This is a genomic window from Candidatus Pelagibacter sp. Uisw_137 (assembly GCF_047720245.1).
In the GTDB taxonomy this organism is placed as follows: domain Bacteria; phylum Pseudomonadota; class Alphaproteobacteria; order Pelagibacterales; family Pelagibacteraceae; genus Pelagibacter.
In genome coordinates this window covers 1,320,032-1,338,305 of the sequence record NZ_CP159811.1, presented here as the reverse complement: position 1 = coordinate 1,338,305, position 18,274 = coordinate 1,320,032, and the positions used below count along the sequence as shown (strand labels likewise).

General features: G+C 27.5%; 23 protein-coding genes and 1 tRNA gene. 14 read left to right on the top strand and 10 right to left on the bottom strand.

Annotated features, from left to right (window positions below; genetic code table 11):
* A complete protein-coding gene (gene dnaQ / locus ABXT61_RS07175; protein ID WP_415315236.1) occupies nt 1-672 on the top strand; it encodes a DNA polymerase III subunit epsilon in 672 nt (223 codons plus the stop codon).
* Here dnaQ and ABXT61_RS07170 read toward each other — a convergent pair.
* Together ABXT61_RS07170 and ABXT61_RS07165 are read right to left on the bottom strand one after the other, a co-directional pair.
* Complete coding sequence (locus ABXT61_RS07170) at nt 665-1,087, bottom strand: protein-export chaperone SecB (RefSeq protein WP_415315235.1); 423 nt, start codon at nt 1,085-1,087, stop codon at nt 665-667. The two genes, dnaQ and ABXT61_RS07170, sit on opposite strands and share 8 nt — an antisense overlap.
* Nucleotides 1,071-1,493: an FxsA family protein gene (locus ABXT61_RS07165; protein WP_415315234.1), complete on the bottom strand. Its 423-nt coding sequence runs from the start codon at nt 1,491-1,493 to the stop codon at nt 1,071-1,073. Before ABXT61_RS07165 ends, ABXT61_RS07170 begins: the two co-directional genes overlap by 17 nt.
* A 58-nt stretch (nt 1,494-1,551) precedes the next feature.
* Between ABXT61_RS07165 and ABXT61_RS07160 the strand changes: the two genes are divergently transcribed.
* Both ABXT61_RS07160 and ABXT61_RS07155 read left to right on the top strand, forming a co-directional pair.
* On the top strand, nt 1,552-2,145 hold the full coding sequence (locus ABXT61_RS07160; protein ID WP_415315233.1) for a Tim44/TimA family putative adaptor protein: 594 nt from the start codon (nt 1,552-1,554) through the stop codon (nt 2,143-2,145).
* Between the two features lie 83 nt (nt 2,146-2,228).
* Nucleotides 2,229-2,666 (top strand): Smr/MutS family protein, encoded by a 438-nt coding sequence (locus tag ABXT61_RS07155; RefSeq protein ID WP_415315948.1) that lies wholly within the window; start codon nt 2,229-2,231, stop codon nt 2,664-2,666.
* Here ABXT61_RS07155 and hslU read toward each other — a convergent pair.
* Together hslU and hslV are read right to left on the bottom strand one after the other, a co-directional pair.
* The gene (hslU, locus tag ABXT61_RS07150; RefSeq protein ID WP_415315232.1) at nt 2,656-4,023 is read right to left on the bottom strand and encodes an ATP-dependent protease ATPase subunit HslU; all 1,368 of its coding nucleotides are present in this window, start codon (nt 4,021-4,023) and stop codon (nt 2,656-2,658) included. The genes ABXT61_RS07155 and hslU overlap by 11 nt on opposite strands.
* Nucleotides 4,023-4,538 carry an ATP-dependent protease subunit HslV gene (gene hslV / locus ABXT61_RS07145; RefSeq protein ID WP_011281633.1) on the bottom strand — a complete coding sequence of 172 codons (516 nt, stop codon included), beginning with the start codon at nt 4,536-4,538 and terminating at the stop codon, nt 4,023-4,025. Before hslV ends, hslU begins: the two co-directional genes overlap by 1 nt.
* Before the next feature lie 91 nt (nt 4,539-4,629).
* Between hslV and hisB the strand changes: the two genes are divergently transcribed.
* The 7 genes from hisB to ABXT61_RS07110 are packed head-to-tail and all read left to right on the top strand — an operon-like array spanning nt 4,630 to nt 8,495.
* The gene (hisB, locus tag ABXT61_RS07140; protein ID WP_415315231.1) at nt 4,630-5,220 is read left to right on the top strand and encodes an imidazoleglycerol-phosphate dehydratase HisB; all 591 of its coding nucleotides are present in this window, start codon (nt 4,630-4,632) and stop codon (nt 5,218-5,220) included.
* 5 nt (nt 5,221-5,225) lie between these two features.
* Complete coding sequence (gene hisH, locus ABXT61_RS07135) at nt 5,226-5,852, top strand: imidazole glycerol phosphate synthase subunit HisH (protein ID WP_415315230.1); 627 nt, start codon at nt 5,226-5,228, stop codon at nt 5,850-5,852.
* A 2-nt stretch (nt 5,853-5,854) separates the two neighbouring features.
* Entirely contained in the window at nt 5,855-6,574 is a 720-nt protein-coding gene (hisA, locus tag ABXT61_RS07130; RefSeq protein ID WP_415315229.1) for a 1-(5-phosphoribosyl)-5-[(5-phosphoribosylamino)methylideneamino]imidazole-4-carboxamide isomerase, read from the top strand.
* Nucleotides 6,567-7,322 (top strand): imidazole glycerol phosphate synthase subunit HisF, encoded by a 756-nt coding sequence (gene hisF / locus ABXT61_RS07125; RefSeq protein ID WP_415315228.1) that lies wholly within the window; start codon nt 6,567-6,569, stop codon nt 7,320-7,322. The genes hisA and hisF overlap by 8 nt, the downstream gene beginning before the upstream one ends.
* A 2-nt stretch (nt 7,323-7,324) precedes the next feature.
* Nucleotides 7,325-7,630, top strand: a complete 306-nt coding sequence (hisE, locus tag ABXT61_RS07120; protein WP_415315227.1) for a phosphoribosyl-ATP diphosphatase — start codon at nt 7,325-7,327, stop codon at nt 7,628-7,630.
* On the top strand, nt 7,630-7,995 hold the full coding sequence (locus tag ABXT61_RS07115; protein ID WP_415315226.1) for an HIT domain-containing protein: 366 nt from the start codon (nt 7,630-7,632) through the stop codon (nt 7,993-7,995). The genes hisE and ABXT61_RS07115 overlap by 1 nt, the downstream gene beginning before the upstream one ends.
* Complete coding sequence (locus ABXT61_RS07110) at nt 7,992-8,495, top strand: GNAT family N-acetyltransferase (RefSeq protein WP_415315225.1); 504 nt, start codon at nt 7,992-7,994, stop codon at nt 8,493-8,495. Before ABXT61_RS07115 ends, ABXT61_RS07110 begins: the two co-directional genes overlap by 4 nt.
* 5 nt (nt 8,496-8,500) lie before the next feature.
* Here the strand turns inward: ABXT61_RS07110 and ABXT61_RS07105 are convergent, their stop codons facing one another.
* The gene (locus tag ABXT61_RS07105; protein WP_415315224.1) at nt 8,501-9,055 is read right to left on the bottom strand and encodes a LolA family protein; all 555 of its coding nucleotides are present in this window, start codon (nt 9,053-9,055) and stop codon (nt 8,501-8,503) included.
* A complete protein-coding gene (locus tag ABXT61_RS07100) occupies nt 9,055-11,145 on the bottom strand; it encodes a DNA translocase FtsK 4TM domain-containing protein (RefSeq protein ID WP_415315223.1) in 2,091 nt (696 codons plus the stop codon). Before ABXT61_RS07100 ends, ABXT61_RS07105 begins: the two co-directional genes overlap by 1 nt.
* A gap of 64 nt (nt 11,146-11,209) precedes the next feature.
* Between ABXT61_RS07100 and ABXT61_RS07095 the strand changes: the two genes are divergently transcribed.
* Nucleotides 11,210-12,304, top strand: a complete 1,095-nt coding sequence (locus ABXT61_RS07095; RefSeq protein WP_415315222.1) for an FAD-dependent monooxygenase — start codon at nt 11,210-11,212, stop codon at nt 12,302-12,304.
* A 2-nt stretch (nt 12,305-12,306) separates the two neighbouring features.
* On the opposite strand, the gene ABXT61_RS07090 is transcribed toward ABXT61_RS07095, so the two are convergent.
* Nucleotides 12,307-12,942, bottom strand: coding sequence for an LON peptidase substrate-binding domain-containing protein (locus ABXT61_RS07090; RefSeq protein WP_415315221.1), 636 nt, complete (start codon nt 12,940-12,942; stop codon nt 12,307-12,309).
* 40 nt (nt 12,943-12,982) lie between these two features.
* On the opposite strand from ABXT61_RS07090, the gene ABXT61_RS07085 reads away from it, so the two are divergent.
* The 3 genes from ABXT61_RS07085 to ABXT61_RS07075 all read left to right on the top strand — a co-directional run bounded on the left by ABXT61_RS07085 (nt 12,983) and on the right by ABXT61_RS07075 (nt 14,911).
* Nucleotides 12,983-14,434, top strand: coding sequence for a tetratricopeptide repeat-containing sulfotransferase family protein (locus ABXT61_RS07085; RefSeq protein ID WP_415315220.1), 1,452 nt, complete (start codon nt 12,983-12,985; stop codon nt 14,432-14,434).
* A 49-nt stretch (nt 14,435-14,483) separates the two neighbouring features.
* A tRNA-Gly gene (locus ABXT61_RS07080) sits at nt 14,484-14,558 on the top strand.
* A gap of 80 nt (nt 14,559-14,638) precedes the next feature.
* Entirely contained in the window at nt 14,639-14,911 is a 273-nt protein-coding gene (locus ABXT61_RS07075) for a hypothetical protein (protein ID WP_415315219.1), read from the top strand.
* Here the strand turns inward: ABXT61_RS07075 and ABXT61_RS07070 are convergent.
* Genes ABXT61_RS07070 through ABXT61_RS07060 form a run of 3 tightly spaced genes read right to left on the bottom strand, consistent with a single transcriptional unit; the run spans nt 14,897 to nt 18,257 of the window.
* Nucleotides 14,897-16,153, bottom strand: a complete 1,257-nt coding sequence (locus ABXT61_RS07070; RefSeq protein WP_415315218.1) for a hypothetical protein — start codon at nt 16,151-16,153, stop codon at nt 14,897-14,899. The two genes, ABXT61_RS07075 and ABXT61_RS07070, sit on opposite strands and share 15 nt — an antisense overlap.
* Nucleotides 16,154-16,202: 49 nt before the next feature.
* Nucleotides 16,203-17,207, bottom strand: a complete 1,005-nt coding sequence (locus ABXT61_RS07065) for a glycosyltransferase (protein ID WP_415315217.1) — start codon at nt 17,205-17,207, stop codon at nt 16,203-16,205.
* A 9-nt stretch (nt 17,208-17,216) separates the two neighbouring features.
* Nucleotides 17,217-18,257: a radical SAM/SPASM domain-containing protein gene (locus ABXT61_RS07060; protein ID WP_415315216.1), complete on the bottom strand. Its 1,041-nt coding sequence runs from the start codon at nt 18,255-18,257 to the stop codon at nt 17,217-17,219.
* Nucleotides 18,258-18,274: the final 17 nt, after the last annotated feature.

Here is an 18,274-nt window from a genome sequence, read left to right as displayed (position 1 = left end):
ATGAAAGAAGTAATACTAGATACAGAAACAACAGGACTATCTGTTAGAGATGGACATAGAATTGTAGAAATTGGATGTATTGAGTTAGAAAATTTGATACCAACTAAAAATAAATTTCATTGTTATCTTAATCCTGAAAGAAAGGTTTCTGAAAAAGCTCTAGAAGTTCATGGTTATACGGATGAATTTTTATCTACCCACAAAAAGTTCTCAGAAATAGTGGATGAATTTTTAGGCTTCATAGAAAATAAAAGACTTGTAATACATAACGCTGAATTTGACTTATCCCACCTAAACAATGAATTATCATTGTTAGGTAAGAAGAAATTAAATAGCGAGTATGTTGTAGACACACTTGCTTTAGCCAGAGATAAATTTCCAGGTTCTCCAATAAGCCTTGATGCGTTGTGTAAAAGATATCGTGTAGATAATTCTAAACGAACTCAGCACACTGCTCTTATAGACTGTGATTTATTAGCCAAAGTTTATATTAATTTATTAGACCAAAAAGAGCCCACATTAAATTTTAAAAATGAAGATGATGAAAAAATGATAATAAATGCAAATGATATTAATCAGTATTATAAAAAAGTTATTAAACCGACAGAAGAAGAGCTTAAGTTACATAAGGATTATTTAAAAAGCAGTTTGAAGAAAAATTTTTTTAATTAGCTCTTTGTTTATATAGCTCTGTAAAATTTATTTTTTTATCTATAGTTACTTCTGGAAATCCAGAATTATGAATTAAATTTAGAAATGTTGTTTCCAGGTTGGGGTAAATTTTATTTTGAACATCGCATAATATAATTTTTTCTAAATCTTTTTTATCATTTATAGCATCGTCAATTTTAACAATAGAAGTATAAATTATTTCAAAATAAGATCTTTTTTCACTTAATTCCTTATCATCAAATTTTAAGGTTGTATTAACCTCAATCATTTTATTTTTTAATGCTTTTGAATTTATGTCTATATTTAGATGATATTTCGAAATTTGTTCTTTAACAAAAATATAAGTTTGAACATCTGCTGTTTCACTTGAAATATCTTTTACAAACTCAGCTAATATTTTAAAGTTTTCTGTCATTTTCATCCTCTATATCTTCAAATTCACCATTAATAAAATCTTGTTTTTTATCTATAGGCTTTTGTTTAATTGATACTTTTTTAAATATCAATTTTCTTGTTGGTGGAAATATTATTAATAAACCCAAAAAATCTGTAGCAAAACCAGGTAAAATTAAAAGTAGTGCTGCAAATGTCAATGCTGCGCCAGAAATAATTTCATAAACTGGAAGCTCATTTTTTACAATTTGAGACATCCCTGATCGTAATGTGTTAAAACCTTCGTAACGGGCATAAACAATACCAAAAAATGCAGTAATAAAAATTAGTAAAATTGTATTAAAAGCACCGATTTGAGAGCCTAATTTGATGAATAAATAAATTTCAACGATAGGGATGCTAATTAATAATAATAAAAATGTGTTCATTTGTCCTTAGTCTAAATTGCTAGTTGTAATTAATCAACATAGTAAATATTATTAAATTATGAGTTATAGTTTTGAATACATAGATATTATTCTTTTAGCAATGATTGCTGGGTTTATTTTTCTTCGTCTAAGAGGAATACTTGGTAAAAAAACTGGTTTCGAAGGAAAAATTCCTCCACAATTTGAAAAAGAGCTTCAAAAAACAAATATAGCCCCGAAGCCAGTTAGTGAAAACTTTGATGAAGTATCAAAAAAAGAATTTTTAAAAGGTGCAAAAATTGCTTATGAAACAATTATTACAGATTTTAGTGATAGTGATAACAAGCTGATAGCAAGCAAACCGCTTTTGGGTAAAAAAATTTATGATCAGTTTAAAGAAGCGCTTGAAGATAGAGCTAATAAAGGCCATTTTGCTGAAATAACTTTTATAGGGATTAAATCAGCTGCAATCAAAACTCATAAAAAAATTGAAGATAGCTTAGAAGTTACAGTGGATTTTGTTAGTGAAATTATAACATGCATAAAAGATAAAGATAAAAAGATTGTGTCAGGAGATAGTGAGAAAATAAAAACTGTTTATGATACTTGGGTTTTTTCAAAAGACATTAAATCATCAAATCCAAATTGGTTGTTAATTAATACTATTACCTAATTGATTAAGAAGATAACAGAAAGAGATAAACAAGATTGGGAAAATTTCCTAAACAATAAAAAAAAAGTCTTAATAACAATTCTATAAAAAAAAAATATATAAACAATCCAGATAAAGACAGGCAGGACTGGGAAAATTTTTTAAATAATAAAGAGAAAGTTTCAAATAAAGATTCTGTCCATAAAAAAAATATAAGATATGAGAAAATTAAAAAAATAGATCTTCATGGTTACACGATTGAAGAAGCAAATAAGGCTATAGAACAATTTATTCAAAAATGTTTTGAGGAAAGTGTTACTAAAATAATTGTAATTACAGGCAAAGGACTAAGGTCTAAAAATGTTGAAAATCCTTACCGTTCAAAAGATTTGAGCATACTAAAATATTCAGTTCCAGAATTTATTGAAAAAAATAAAAGTTTAACAAGACTTATTATTGAAAGCACAGACGCTAAGATTGAAGATGGTGGCAGTGGAGCTTTTTATATCTATCTTAAAAACAAGAATAAATTTAAAGAATAAATTTAGATAAATCTGTATCTTTAACAAGCTCATCTAGATTTTGTTTTACATACTCAGAATCTATTATAATTTTTTCACCAGCTCTATCTGTTGCAGTAAAACTAATATCATCTAAAATTCTTTCGATAATAGTATGCAGTCTTCTTGCGCCAATATTTTCTACAGTATTGTTAACTTCTGAAGCCATATTGGCAATTGCATCAATACCATCATCAGAAAATTCTAGTTCAACATTTTCTGTTTTTAAAAGAGCAATATATTGTTTAATTAAACTATAATCTGGTTCTTTAAGAATTCTTTTAAAATCATCACTGGTTAAAGCTTCAAGTTCAACTCTTATTGGTAATCTACCTTGTAATTCTGGTAGCAAATCTGAAGGTTTAGCAAGCTGGAATGCGCCAGAAGCAATAAATAAAATATGATCGGTTTTAATTGTACCGTACTTTGTACTAACTGTTGTTCCTTCAATTAGAGGAAGCAGATCTCTTTGTACTCCTTCTCTAGAAACATCTCCACCAGATCTGTCTGTTCTTCCTGAAATTTTATCTATTTCATCTAAAAAAACTATTCCATTGTTTTCTGTTGAATCTTTTGCTGATTTTATAATTTTATCTTCTTCTATTAATTTGTCAGCTTCATCATTAATTAAAATTTCATGAGATTCTTTGACAGTCATTTTCTTCTTTTTCTGCTTATTTCCAACAGATTTTCCAATCATCTCTCCAATATTTATCATTCCAATGTTTGCTCCAGGCATTCCAGGAATTTCAAATGCAGCTTGAGAGCCACTATCATTTACTGCAATTTCAATTTCATTGTCATCTAAATCACCATCTCTTAATCTTTTTCTAAAACTTTCTCTAGTAGCAAGACTTGCTTTATTTCCAACTAGAGCATCTAAAACTTTTTCTTCGGCTAACTTTTGTGCTTTTGCATGAACTTCTTTTCTTTTCTTTACTTTCTCCATTGCAATTGCAATTTCAAGTAGATCTCTTATAATTTGCTCAACATCTCTTCCAACATACCCAACCTCAGTAAATCTTGTGGCTTCTACCTTTACAAAAGGAGCTTCTGCTAATTTTGATAATCTTCTAGAAATTTCTGTTTTACCAACCCCTGTTGGCCCGATCATTAAAATATTTTTAGGCAAAACTTCATCTTTCATTTCACCCTTTAAAGCTTGTCTTCTCCATCTATTTCTTAAAGCAATGGCAACTGCTTTTTTAGCTTTATTTTGTCCAACAACATATCTATCTAATTCAGAAACTATTTCTCTTGGTGATAAAGAGCTAACTAAAGAGTTATCTTTCTTTTCAGCTTTTTCTTTTGGAAAAGGTGTTACGTTTGTATCCTTCATTAAATTTTTTCAATTTTAATATTATTATTAGTGAATACACAAATTTCAGATGCAACTTGAATTGCTTTTCTTGCAACTTCTTCAGCACTTAAATCTGTATCTAATAAAACTTTAGCAGCAGCCAAAGCATAATTTCCACCTGATCCTATACCTATGGCGTCACCCTCAGGCTCTAACACATCACCAGTTCCTGAAATTATAAAGCTATTCTCTTTATCGCCAATAGCCATTAAAGCTTCCAGTCTTCGTAAATATTTATCAGTTCGCCAATCTTTTGCTAACTCGACTGCTGCTCTTGGAAGGTTACCGGCATGCTTTTCAAGTTTTGCTTCTAGTCTTTCAAACAAAGTTAATGCATCTGCAGTTGATCCAGCAAACCCAGCTATTACATTTCTTTTTTCAATTTTTCTAACTTTTGCAGCAGTACTTTTTATAACAGTATTGCCCATACTAACCTGGCCATCTCCTGCAACCACTACTTCATTGTTTTTTCTAATAAGTACTATTGTAGTCATAGATTATAAATGGATATTAATTTTTATTCTTCAAGTAGTAGATTGCAAATATTGATATAGTTAATTAATCCCTATATACATATTATATATTATGAGCAGAATTGGCAAAGTCTCCAGAAAAACAAAAGAAACTAGCATTAGTGTTGAAGTTAATATTGATGGGAAGGGTAAATATAAAATTGATACTGGAATAGGTTTTTTAGATCACATGCTTGAACAATTATCAAAACATTCACTGATTGATTTAAAAGTTAAAGCAAAAGGTGACATTCATATAGATCTTCACCACACAACAGAAGATACTGGAATTGCTATAGGTGAAGCTTTAAAAAAAGCACTGAAAGATTTTAAAGGAATTAAAAGATATGCTCATGCAATGATTCCAATGGATGAAACATTAACAAGAGTTGCAATTGATGTTTCAAATAGACCTTATTTAATATGGAAAGTTAAATTAAAAGTAGAAAGACTTGGAGAGATGGACACAGAGCTTTTTAAAGAATGGTTTCAAGCATTCTCTCAATCAGCAGGAATAACTCTGCATATGGAAAATATTTATGGAGATAATAGTCATCATATAATCGAGTCTTGTTTTAAGGCTTTAGCAAGGTCATTAAGAACAGCTTTAGAAATAGATCCTAGAAATAAAAAGAGCATTCCATCAACTAAAGGCTCATTATAAGTTTAATGAATGTCACAATTGTTGATTATAATTCAGGAAATATCAGCTCTGTAATAAATTCCTTTAAAGAAGCTGCCAAAGACAAAGTTAATATCGAAGTAACATCTAATTTAAACAAGATTAAATCAAGCGACAAGGTAGTTTTACCGGGACAGGGATCGTTTAAAAGCTGTGTTGATGAATTAAATGGCATCAATGGCCTAGTAGAGACACTCAATGAGTTTGCAATAACTAATAAAAAACCTCTTATTGGAATTTGTGCTGGTTTACAGATGTTTGCAGATCTTGGTTATGAAGAAACTCAAACAAAAGGACTTGGGTGGATTTCAGGAAAAGTTTCAAAGATCGATAATCAAAATAATAAATTCAAACTTCCGCACATTGGTTGGAATGAAATTAATATTATTAAAGATAGTAAAATTTTTAAGGATATAGAAAATAAATCACACATGTATTTTGTGCATAGCTACGAATTTATTCCAGAAAATAAAAATGTAATTTCAGCAACAACAGAATATTCATCAAATATTGTTTGTTCTGTTGAAAAAGAAAATATCTTTGGAACTCAGTTTCACCCTGAAAAGAGTGATAAATTAGGACTTAAAATTATAGAAAATTTTTTGAATTTATAAATATGAAAATATTTCCAGCTATAGATATTAAAGACAAGAAATGTGTGAGATTAATTAAAGGGGACTTTAATAATAAAACTGAATATGAAACATCACCAGTTGATCAAGCCAGTAAATACAAAGATCATGGCTTTAAAAATTTACACGTTGTTGATCTAGATGGTGCCTTAACAGGAGAGACAGTTAACTTAGATATTATTAAAGAAATAGTTCATAAATTTGATTTAAAAATTGAAGTAGGCGGAGGTGTTAGAACTATTGATAGTATTCAAAAATATACCGATGCAGGTGTTGAAAAAGTTATTTTAGGAAGTGCAGCTATAAAAGATAAAAATTTTTTAAAAGAAGCATGCCAAAAATTTCCAAATAAGATTGCCCTAGGTCTAGATGCAAAAGATGGATACTTGTCAGTTTCAGGGTGGAAGGAAAATTCTAATCAATTGACTTTAGATTTTTTAAAAGAAATAAATGATTATGGTGCCAGCAGATTAATTTATACAGACATAAATAGAGATGGCACCAAACAAAGTCCTAATTTTGAAGAAACCACCAATGTTGCAAATGTATCTACTTGCCCAGTAATTATTTCAGGAGGGGTATCTTCAATTGCTGACATTAAAAAAGCAAAAGGTTTAAGAAATATTGAAGGAATAATAGTTGGTAAAGCTATATATGATGGTGATATTAAACTGGAGGAATTAGTGAGAGAATTAGATGCTTAAAAATAGAATTATACCCTGCTTAGATGTTAAAAATGGGAGAGTTGTTAAAGGAATTAACTTTGTAGATTTAAAGGATGCTGGCGATCCAGTTGAACAAGCTAAAATTTATAGTGATGGTGGCGCTGATGAGATTTGCTTTTTAGATATTACAGCTTCCAATGAAAATAGAGATACAATTTATGACGTGGTTGAAAGAACATCTAAAAAATGTTTTGTACCCTTGACGGTTGGTGGTGGGGTTAGGGGGGTTGAAGATATTAACAAATTATTAAATTCTGGAGCAGATAAGGTTTCGATTAATACTGCAGCAGTTCAAAAACCCGAAATGATAATTGAAAGTTCAAAAAAATTTGGATCACAATGCATTGTCGTTGCAATAGATGCTAAAAAAAATGGTAATAAATGGGAGGTTTTTACCCATGGTGGAAGAAACAATACAAATATAGATGCAATAGAATTTGCAAAAAAAATGGAAGATAGTGGAGCAGGAGAATTATTAGTTACATCTATGGATAGAGATGGCACTCAAATTGGTTATGATAATGATTTAATGTTCAAAATATCTTCAACAGTTAATATACCTGTAATTGCTTCGGGTGGAGTAGGTAACTTGGATCATCTAGTTGATGGTATAAAATTAGGTAATGCTAGCGCTGTGCTAGCTGCTTCAATTTTTCATTATGGAACACACTCCATTAATGAAGCCAAACAATATTTGAATTCAAAAGGAATTCCCGTTAGGATTTAGACATGTCAGAAAATCTATTAAATTTAGTAAATACAATTAGAGTAAGAAAAAATAAGGATAAAGATAAATCTTATACTTCATCATTATTATCAGGTGGCCTTTCTAAATGTATAGATAAAATGGAAGAAGAATTTAGTGAACTTAAAGAAGCCCTAAATGATAAATCTAACATAGTTCATGAAGCAGCAGATACAATTTATCATATATTAGTCACACTTGAGGCAGCTGATATTAAGTTTGAGGATGTCCTAAAAGAGTTGGAAGACAGAAAAAAACAATCAGGTATTGAAGAAAAGAATAATAGATAATGGGCTACGACAAAAATAATATTTTTGCAAAAATTTTGAGAAAAGAAATTCCTTGTAAAAAAATATTTGAAAATGATCATATTCTTTCCTTTCATGATATTAATCCTCAAAAAAAAATACATGCATTAGTTATTCCAAAAGGTGAGTACATTGATTTAGATGATTTTAATAATAGAGCCTCAGATCAAGAGATAGTAGCGTTAAGCAAAGCTATTACAGAAGTTTCAAAAATGTTAGGTATATCAACAGATACAGGTAAAGGCTATAGAGCTTTGACAAATTTGAGTGAAGATGGAGGTCAAGAGGTTCCACATTTACACTTCCATTTATTTGGAGGAGAAAAAATTGGAAAAATGGTTGAGTGACAGAAAAAATTTATCGAAGTTATTTAGAGATAAGATCTCTAAGTGAATTAAAAGAAGTTAATAAGCCCACAGAGAATTACTCTGTAGAGCTTGCTGACCCAAAAGATTTTCAATTAAATAAATTTTTTTACAAAGCTATTGGTAAGAATTGTCAATGGATTGATAGACTTATCTGGACAGACTTAAATTGGACAGATTATATCTCTAATGATCAGTTATTTACATACATTCTTAAAGATAAAAGTGAAATAGCTGGCTATTTTGAACTGTTATCTAACAAACAAAGCAAAGAATCCGAAATTGCTTATTTTGGAATTTTGGAAGAATATTATGGGAAAAAATTAGGTGGATACCTTTTAAGTGAAGCAATTAAGAATTCATTTATTTTAGAAGCAAAAAGAGTTTGGGTGCATACTTGCTCTTTAGACCATGAAAATGCTTTAAAGAACTATTTAGCAAGAGGTATGACAATCTTTAAAACTGAAACTTTAATTAGATAAAATTTCTAATTATTTTTAGGTAATATAAATTTTTTTTCATCTATTTTTTGATTTATTTTAACTGAAGAAATAAAAGTAACACTCAAATTTTGGTATATATCTTCTGTTTGCCATCCAATTAAGTTGTGATTTTTTTTATCAAAGAAAATATTAATTTTATTATTATTTTCAATAAGCTCAAAATTTATATATTTATCATCAATGTCTCTTGGCTCTAACATTTGTATTTTAAAAATTATATACTCTTTATCTAATAAATACTCCAATGGGGTTTTATCAAGTGGATAAACATTATAGTTATTGCTATTATTAGTTTTGATTACTAAAGAACTTCCATTTGAAATAATAACTTTTTTATTTTTTTCATCATATTCACAATAAATTTTTTTTGGATATTCTAAGATACATTTACCACTTTCACTTTTATCATTAATAGTTTGAATAAAATTAAAACTTAGATTATTAGTTTTTTGCATTTTCAAAATTATGTCTTCTTTTATAAGTGCTAATGCAGAATCATAAAAATTTAATAGAATAAATATTGCTACTACCCTAGACATTATAAGACATCTCTTTTGCCAACATGGTTTGCTTTGCTGACAACTCCGTCAGTTTCCATCATATCAATAATTCTTGCCGCTCTATTATATCCTATTTGTAATTTTCTTTGTAAAAAGGAAGTAGATGCCTTGCCCTCTGATCTAATAATATCAAGCGCTGCACGGTATAATTCATCTTTATCTCCCGAACCAGAAGCCTCTCCACTCAATTCTTTTTCATCTGCAAAATTTAAGATTTCATCTATATAATCTGGCTCTGCTTGACTTCTTAAATAATTATTAACTTTTTCAATCTCACCTTCTGATACAAATGGAGCATGAATTCTAACGATCTTATTTGCAGAAGACATATAAAGCATATCTCCCTTACCAAGTAATTGTTCGGCGCCCTGTTCACCTAAAATTGTTCTACTATCTATTTTTGAAGTTACTTGAAAAGATATTCTTGTTGGAAAATTTGCTTTAATGGTTCCTGTAATAACATCAACACTTGGTCTTTGTGTTGCCATTATAATATGGATCCCAGCTGCTCTTGCCATTTGTGATAATTTCTGAATATAATTTTCTATTTCTTTTCCAGCAACAAGCATTAGGTCAGACATTTCATCTACCACAACAACAATATAGGGCATAGCCAAAGTGTGCTTAGCATTATAGCCATCAATGTTACGCACCCCTTCTTTAGTCATAAGCCGGTATCTATTTTCCATTTCTTTAACAACCCAACCTAAGACAGAAGCAGCTTTTTTTGCCTCAGTGATCACAGGACACAATAAGTGAGGTATGCCTTCATAGGTTGATAATTCAAGCATTTTAGGATCAATTAGTATGAACTTACATTTGTCTGGTGTGTGTCTGTAAAGTAGCGATAAGATAATAGTATTTATGCAAACAGATTTACCCGATCCAGTAGTTCCAGCAATTAATAAGTGAGGCATAGAGGCTAAATCACCAACAATAGGAACACCAGAAATGTTCTTACCAAGCGCAATTGGTAACCTGATATCTTTTTTATTAAAATCAGAGTTAGAGAGTATTTCACTTAAATAAACATTCTCACGGCTTGAATTTGGAAGCTCTATACCGATAGTACTTCTTCCAGGTATGGTAGCAATTCTAGCAGATTCAGAGCTAGTGTTTCGAGCGATGTCATCTGAGAGATTAATAATTTTTGATACTTTTACACCGGCCGCTGGCTCAAATTCATTTAGCGTTACCACAGGGCCATGACTAACCTTCTTAATGTCTCCACTAACCCCAAAATCTAATAAGATTTTTTCTAAAAACTCACTATCAATATAATCTTCATCTTTTAATTTTTCTCTATCTTTTTGTGTGGGGATTTTAAGTAAATTAACTGTAGGTAACTTAAAGCGAATTTTTTTACTAGGAGATTTATTTTCACTTTTTATAAAAGGTAAATCTTCTTGAATTAAATTTGTAATTTCTTCTTGTGGTATAAACTCACTAATTATCTCATTTTCATTAGTGTAGCTCTTTTCTTTTTTTACAAAGATTAACCTAAAAAGTTTTTTTATCATTTTATAAAAAGAACTAATTTTAAAATGGATACTAATTAAAAATAATATTAAAATAATTAAAATTAACAAGTAATAAGAAATTTGAGAATTAATATTAATTAAAGATGTTAAAAAGGTTGTTTCTAAATATTTTCCAATAAAACCACCATTTCCATTAATATAAAGATTGAAGGCAGTAGGGTAAAAAAAAGAAAAAAATAGAGAACCAAATGAAGAATAAATAACTGAATAAAAAATACTTTCAAATATTAAAAAAATTTTTTTATTTAGAACTATATTTATGCCAGAAAATATAAGTGTAAATGGAATTAATAAGGCAATCAGTCCAAAAGTCTGAAAAAAAAGATCAGCCGTATAACTCCCGTTAAAACCAAGTAAGTTTTTAATCTCAGTATTATCAGGAAAAATAAAATTAGGGTCGTCAGGAGAAAAAGTTGCAAGAGAAACTAACAAGAAAAGACCAATTATAACAAGAGCGATCCCAGCAGTTTCGATAATTCTATTTATGCCAAAATTAATTGTATTGTTGGCTAATTTTTTAAATTCCATAAATAAATGAGTCTAATTAATCACTTTGTATCATCTAATTTTTATTGTTAAAATTAAAATTATTATGAATGTTTGTATTATTGGTGAAGGTCTAACCGCTCTATCTTTAGCTAAAAGCCTTATAAATAAAAAAATAAATGTTCATTATTATCACAAAAGTAGAAATAGTAATTTTTCTTCTAATAGAACCATTGGGATATCTAAAAGTAATTTTGAATTTTTTAAAGAAAAAATTTTTCAAATTTCAAAAAATAATTACTGGAAAATAAACAGAATAGAAATTTATACAGATAAAATTGATACAGAAAATTTATTAAAATTCGAGAATGATAAAAATGATCTATTTTATATCATAAAAAATGATAAACTTTTAAAATCGTTAAATAGCAACCTTATTAAAAGTAAATTTTTTAAGAAAATATTATTAAAAAAAGATATTAATGAAGAGTCTTTAAATAAAAAAAAATATGATTTAATAATTAATTGTGATGCAAGTAATTTTTTAGCAAAAAAGTATTTCACAAAAAAAATCAGTAAAAATTATTATAACCTTGCTTATACCACTATTTTAAAACATAAAAAAATAGAGAATAATACAGCAACTCAAATTTTTACAAAGCAAGGCCCAATTGCATTTTTACCAATCTCTAACATTGAAACATCTGTAGTATATTCAATAGATGTTAAGAATAAAAAATTTGATAATAGCGATGTAATAGATTTAATTAATAAAAATAACCCTAAATATAAAATTAATAAAATTAATAAATTAAATAGTTTTGAGTTGAGTTCTTCAAATTTAAGAAACTATCACCATAAAAATATTTTAGCTTTCGGGGATTTACTTCATAGAATACATCCTGTGGCAGGTCAGGGCTTTAATATGATTATTAGAGATATAAAAATTTTATCTGAAATTATTGAAAGCAAAACCGAATTAGGTTTGCATATAGATGCCTTAATTTTAAGCGATTTTGAAAAGCTAACTAGAAATAAGAATTTTATTTTTTCAAGTGGAATAGATTTTATTTATGAGTTTTTTAATATTGAAAAAAAAATAAAAAATAAAAATATAACTAAAATTTTAAAAACTATTGGAAAAAATAAAAATTTTACTAATCTTTTAATTAAGTTTGCTGATAGAGGAATAAACTTTTAGATTTACTGAATGGTTATGTTGTCGAAGTTATCATAATTATAAGTATTTAATATTTCTGCTATTTTATCTTTTCTAATTTCTAAATTTTTACTTTCTAGCAAGATTTGTTTTTCCTCTACTGAAAAAGGGGAGGCCATGGCAAGTGCATTGATAGTTTCATTTAAATCTTGTTTTTCTAAAGATTTCCAGTTGATAATATAACCTTTTTTTTCAAATAGTAATCTTAAGTCTTTAAAAATTATTTCTAAATCAGAAAATTTTAATTCTTGTTTTTGAATATTTAAGTCATCTGCATAATCGTCAAAAGTAACCTCACAAGTACGATAAGCTTTTTTATCATTAATTTCTTTAATTACTTGAAAGCGCGTTAAGCCACTAAGATCGATCAGATATCTACCATCAGAGGTATCTTTAAAACTAGTAATTTTACCAAGGCAACCAACATCGTAGAGATCATGAATAGCGTTTGTATTATTTTTCTTGGGTTGTATCAAACCAATCATTTTATTAGTCTTCATAGAATCGTCAATCATTGCTATATATCTTGGTTCAAATATATTTAAAGGTACAGACGTTTTTGGAAAAAGGATAAAATTTGATAAAGGAAAAACTGGAATAATATTTGGAAGTTTAATCATTTTTATTTATATTTAATAGTATTTAAATAAGGTATTTGCAATGATGAATAACTTAGAAGATAAAGTAAAAAAAGCCTTTAAATTATTTAATGAGAGAAAATTTGAAGAGTCAAAAATTATTTTTCTAAATCTTATTAAAAATCCAAAATTTGATAAAAAAATATATTTCATGCTTTATGAAATTTATTTTCAACTAAATGATATTAATAATGCTAGAAAATACCTAATAAGTTTTTTAGAATTTGATAACAAAAATCATATTGCACTTAATCAATTAGCAAATTTATACTTAAAAAAAGGTGATATTAAATTAGCAGAAGAGAGTTATATAAAAGCCATAAATATAAAAAAGGATTATTTAATAGCAATTACTAATCTGGCCGTTCTTTATGAAGGAATTGGAGATAAAAATAATGCAAAAAAGTATTATCTAGATGGAATTAATTTATCACCAGATGACCTATCCATTTATTATAATTTAAGCAAAATTAAACCAGATTTTATAGATGAACAAAAAATTGAGCACATATCTAAAATTCTAAAAATAAAAAAGTTAGAGCCTTTTAACATGGCATCAGGTTTTTTTTTATTAGCAGAACACAATAGAAGAAAAAAAAATATCAAAGAGGAAATTAAAAATTTGGAGTTAGCACACAAATATGCCTTTAAAGATAAAGCAAATATTAAGCAACAATCAAGAAACTATTGGTTAGATATTATGCCAAAAAATTATAATATCTTGAACTTTCAATTTGAGAAAGAAATTACTAACAATCTAAAAAATTTAGAACCGATATTTATCATCGGGCTTCCAAGATCAGGTTCAACAGTTGTAGAGGCGATTTTATCTTCAGGGAAAAAAAAAATTTTAAATCTTGGTGAAACTAACTTGATAAATTGGTCAGTTATTACTACTCCAAAAAAAAAATTGTCGTCATTAGATGCTAGACAAATTTGTAGTAAACTTGTAATTGCATTAGGCAATCTAGGAGCATCTAGCTTAGAAAATAATACTTTTATAGAAAAATCATTAGAAAATTTTTTTTATATTGAAATAATTTTAAAAATTTTCCCCAAAGCAAAATTTATTAATACCTCTAGAAATACAACAGATAATATTTTAGCTATTTTTCAACAATTTTTGCCCAAAATTTCTTGGTCTCATTCATTAGAAGATATTTTAGAATATACAAACAATTATCTAACAATAATCAAATTTTTTAAAAAAAAATATCCAAATCAAATACTTTCTGTAAAACTTGAGGAGCTGACTTTTAATAAAGAAGAAATAGCAAAAAATATTTATGAATTTTGTGGATTAGAGTGGGATAAAAAAGCCCTAGAATTTTATAAAAGAAAAGATCTATTTACATCAACAGCAAGTAATCTTCAAATTAGAAATGGCCTACATAACTATGATAAAAATAAGTATAGGTCGTATTATTACATGCTAAGAAATTTTCAGGATAAATATGAATGGCTTAAGCAATAATTAATTATTGCTTGAATTATAAAAAACGTCTACTTATACTACTTTATAAGCGGGTCTAGCTCATTGGTAGAGCGAATCGTTGCCAACGATTAGGTAGAGGGTTCGATTCCCTTGACCCGCTCCACTTTTTTCCCCTGTCCCTTATCCTATCGCACTGACATCGCAATCGTTCGCAATCGATCAACAAACCAATAGGAGAAAGTGATGAGCTATATTAGAAAAACGGGAAAGCATTGGCAGTGTTTAATTCGTATCAAAGACCACCCAAATCTTTCAAAAACTTTTAAGAAACATGAAGATGCGAAACGGTGGAGCATTGAGACAGAGCTAAAAATAAGACGAGAAGATGCAGGGATTGCAAAGATAAGCTATCCTATGTTTAGTGATATTGGTTTGACATATATTACAGATGTTTCAATAGTTAAGAAAGGTTTTATTAATGAGCAGAATATTATTAAAGCTTTAAGAGTTTATTAATCTTTTGAAGTATAATTTAGATTTTTGAAATAAGATTGAAGAAAAAATTCCCATAATAAAAAAATCAAAAATAGATTTAATAAAAATAATAATCAAAAATTTGTTTGAGAAAACCCTAACTGACTCAACATATGTTATATCATCATGAACATTTATATACCCATAAATAAATAAAAAAATATATCTAATTACCAAAATATGAATAAATAAATAGTTGAAATTATAAGTGGAGCCAATTTTATTATGCAAAACATAAGGTATCATTAATATTAAATAGATTTCTCTATGGAGCCAATTTGAAAAAACTGAAAAACTAATAACGGTTACAAACCCACCAATCATAAAAAGTTTTGAATTTAAAGAAAAAATATCATCATCTGTTTCTTTTATATTATAAGCATATTTTTTGTAAAATTTAATTACTGAATAAACAAACAAAGAATAAAAAATAATTAACAAGATCTGATAATTAAAATTAAAAACATATTTTAAAATTTTAGGTAGAGAGTTTAAAGAAAATAAAAAATGATAACCCGCTTTCCCCCCAGAAAGATTGTTTAAAAAGAATAGTACATCATCTTTAAAATAAAAAAAATAAACTACTGTTAATAATAAGATAAAAAAAATTATTATCATTATACTTCTTAGGGATCTTTTTGAATTTTCAAAAAAAATATTTACAAATAGTGCGGCAGGATAAATTTTAATAAATGTAACGAATAGTGTTAAAAACCAGTTAATAAAGTAAATTCTGTTAAAGCAAATTAATATTACAGATATATAAATAAACAAATCAACATTAGCCCTGTCAAAAGCCATTAATGTTGAAGTATTTAATATACATAAAAATAATAATATTTTAGCTATATTCTTTTGAGGATTTATGATCTTAACTGTCAATAGAACAAATATGAAAATCAATATATAGGGTTGGTAATTTCTATAATAGATATCTAAAGATTGATTCCATGGTAATATTAATATTGCGTTTCCATAATTAAATGCTGCTACTTCTCTATTATTGCAGATTAACTTTTCTGAAGTAAAGAGGTCTACTCCAATAGCATTACATTCTAACCAATCAATAAAAGAATTATGATCATCAAATAATACAGGATGATCATCAAATAATGAAGGATACTGCCAATAAAAATTTCCTGAATAGTTAGAGTTTATTAAAAATAAGCTAATAGAAAATATTAAAAAAATATAAATTATTTTTTCTATTGATTTTGAAAACATATATTTTGTTAAATATATTAATATTTATTTTAATACAAATATATTAAAACTAATTTTTTATCAGTTTTTTAGCTAAATTGAGAATAAACAAACTAAAGCCAAGTAAGATAGCAAAGTTTACTCCTTGTATGCCAAATAATGAAAAGAAAAACATTTTTAGCCCATAATTTTTTGTGGCAAATAATAAAAATTTTGACTCAATAAAAATTTGTAAAGTAAATAAAATGAATATTAATAGTTTAATGTTTAAATTTTCTATAAAGAAATTAAAAATAAATAAACTAATCATAATTAAAGTTATAAGTGATGAATAAAATTGATTTGCTGTTGCAAAGGATCCGGTAGTATCAAATTTTTTTTTTTCAAACAATAAAGGAGTATATTTAGCTGTTCTTTGAATAATTCTCTTAGATCTAATTAAAAAATTACACCAATAACCACTATACATAGCACCTGAGATCTTGATATTTTTTTTATTTTGCTTTGTAATCTTATATCCCATATCAAACTCTTCACCCCCAGCATCATAAAGAGCTTTCCATTTACCAACTTTAGTAAAAAGTTTTTTTGAAATAACACAAAACTCTGAGCAACAAACTGAAAATTCTTTTTCAAAATTTATTGTGTCTACACCATAACATGATTTAAGACAGACAAAATTGGATGACCATTCATCTTTATTTAAATTACTTAAATCTTGTGTGGCACAGACACTTCCTGTTTCTTCTGTTTTATATAATCTTTTGGCTAAATTTAAAATCGAGTTTTCTTTTGATATTTCAATGTCAGCATCTATAAAGCATAGTGTTTCGTATTTAGAATTGTCAGCCCCTATATTTCTAGCATTACCAGCTCCTAAATTTTTTTCCAATTGAATTAATTTAATATCTTCAAATTTTTTAACAATTTCTGCGGTGTTATCAGTACTCTTGTCATCAACTACTATTATTTCTGACTGAAGCTTAGTTGCTTCTAAAAGAATTAATTCTAAACTTTTTTTTATAGTTTTTTCTGCATTATAAGCAGGAACTATTATTGAAATTTCATATGTCACGATGATTATTTATCTAATCAATGATAGCCAATGCTTAGGATCATAAACCGTATTAATTGCATTAGCACATTCAAATGTACATGTGCAATCTTTTGCTATTATTTGAAACTCTTTTGCTTTTTTGGAATTAACCACATCAACAATATCTAAATTTGTTTGCTTTACAGAACCAATTTCAGAGATATCCCACATTTTTTCCACTTCACATCCTCTAACTACACCATCGGGAAAAATTTCTACAAATCTACCACCAGCCTTGCAGGGCGAATAAATTTTATCACTATCAATTCTTTTAATTGTTTCTAAAAATATTTTTTCAAAAAGTTTTCCATTAAAACTTTTTCTCCATATTGGAGATGTTCTTTGGTGTTGCATTTTAGAAAGTCTTTCATAATCATCTTTAAGGGCTAGTTGTTCTTTAGCAGGAACATCTCTTAAAAGTATTAATTCATGAAAATCAATTGGCCAAGAAGCAGTTTTATTAAAAAGATCTTCCAACACGTCTTTGTTATCTTGAGTAATAACTGAAGCAAGTCTTAAAAAAAAATTAGGTTTTTTTCTATATGGATTCATCGTTTCAATAGTTTCTAGAACTTTATCGTAAGCACCATTCATAACCCTAACTTTATCATGAATTTCTTTTGGACCATCCAATGATATTGATAAAGTAAACTCTGTATTTGGATGTTTTTCTATTAATTCTGGAACAAATTCTTTTATTCTCTTAACATAGAAGCCATTACTTTTTATACTTATTCTAGGAACGTTACAACTTTCTATAATATTATCTATTATTTCAACAAAATCTTTTCTTAAAAAAGGCTCACCACCGGTGACCGTCAGGTGTAATAAGCTATTTGCTTTTTTAAATACTGTTCCCCATTCTTCAGGAGAAATAACTGGAGTTTTTCTAGCATCAACAGCAGCATGAATGCAAAAACCACAATGCATATTACATCTCCCATCAACATATATGACGGCATAATTTGGTATCTGTTTAAGAAAAATTGACTTAAAAATTCTGTTTAAAATATTTAGACTTCTAATCATAAAATTATTATAGGATC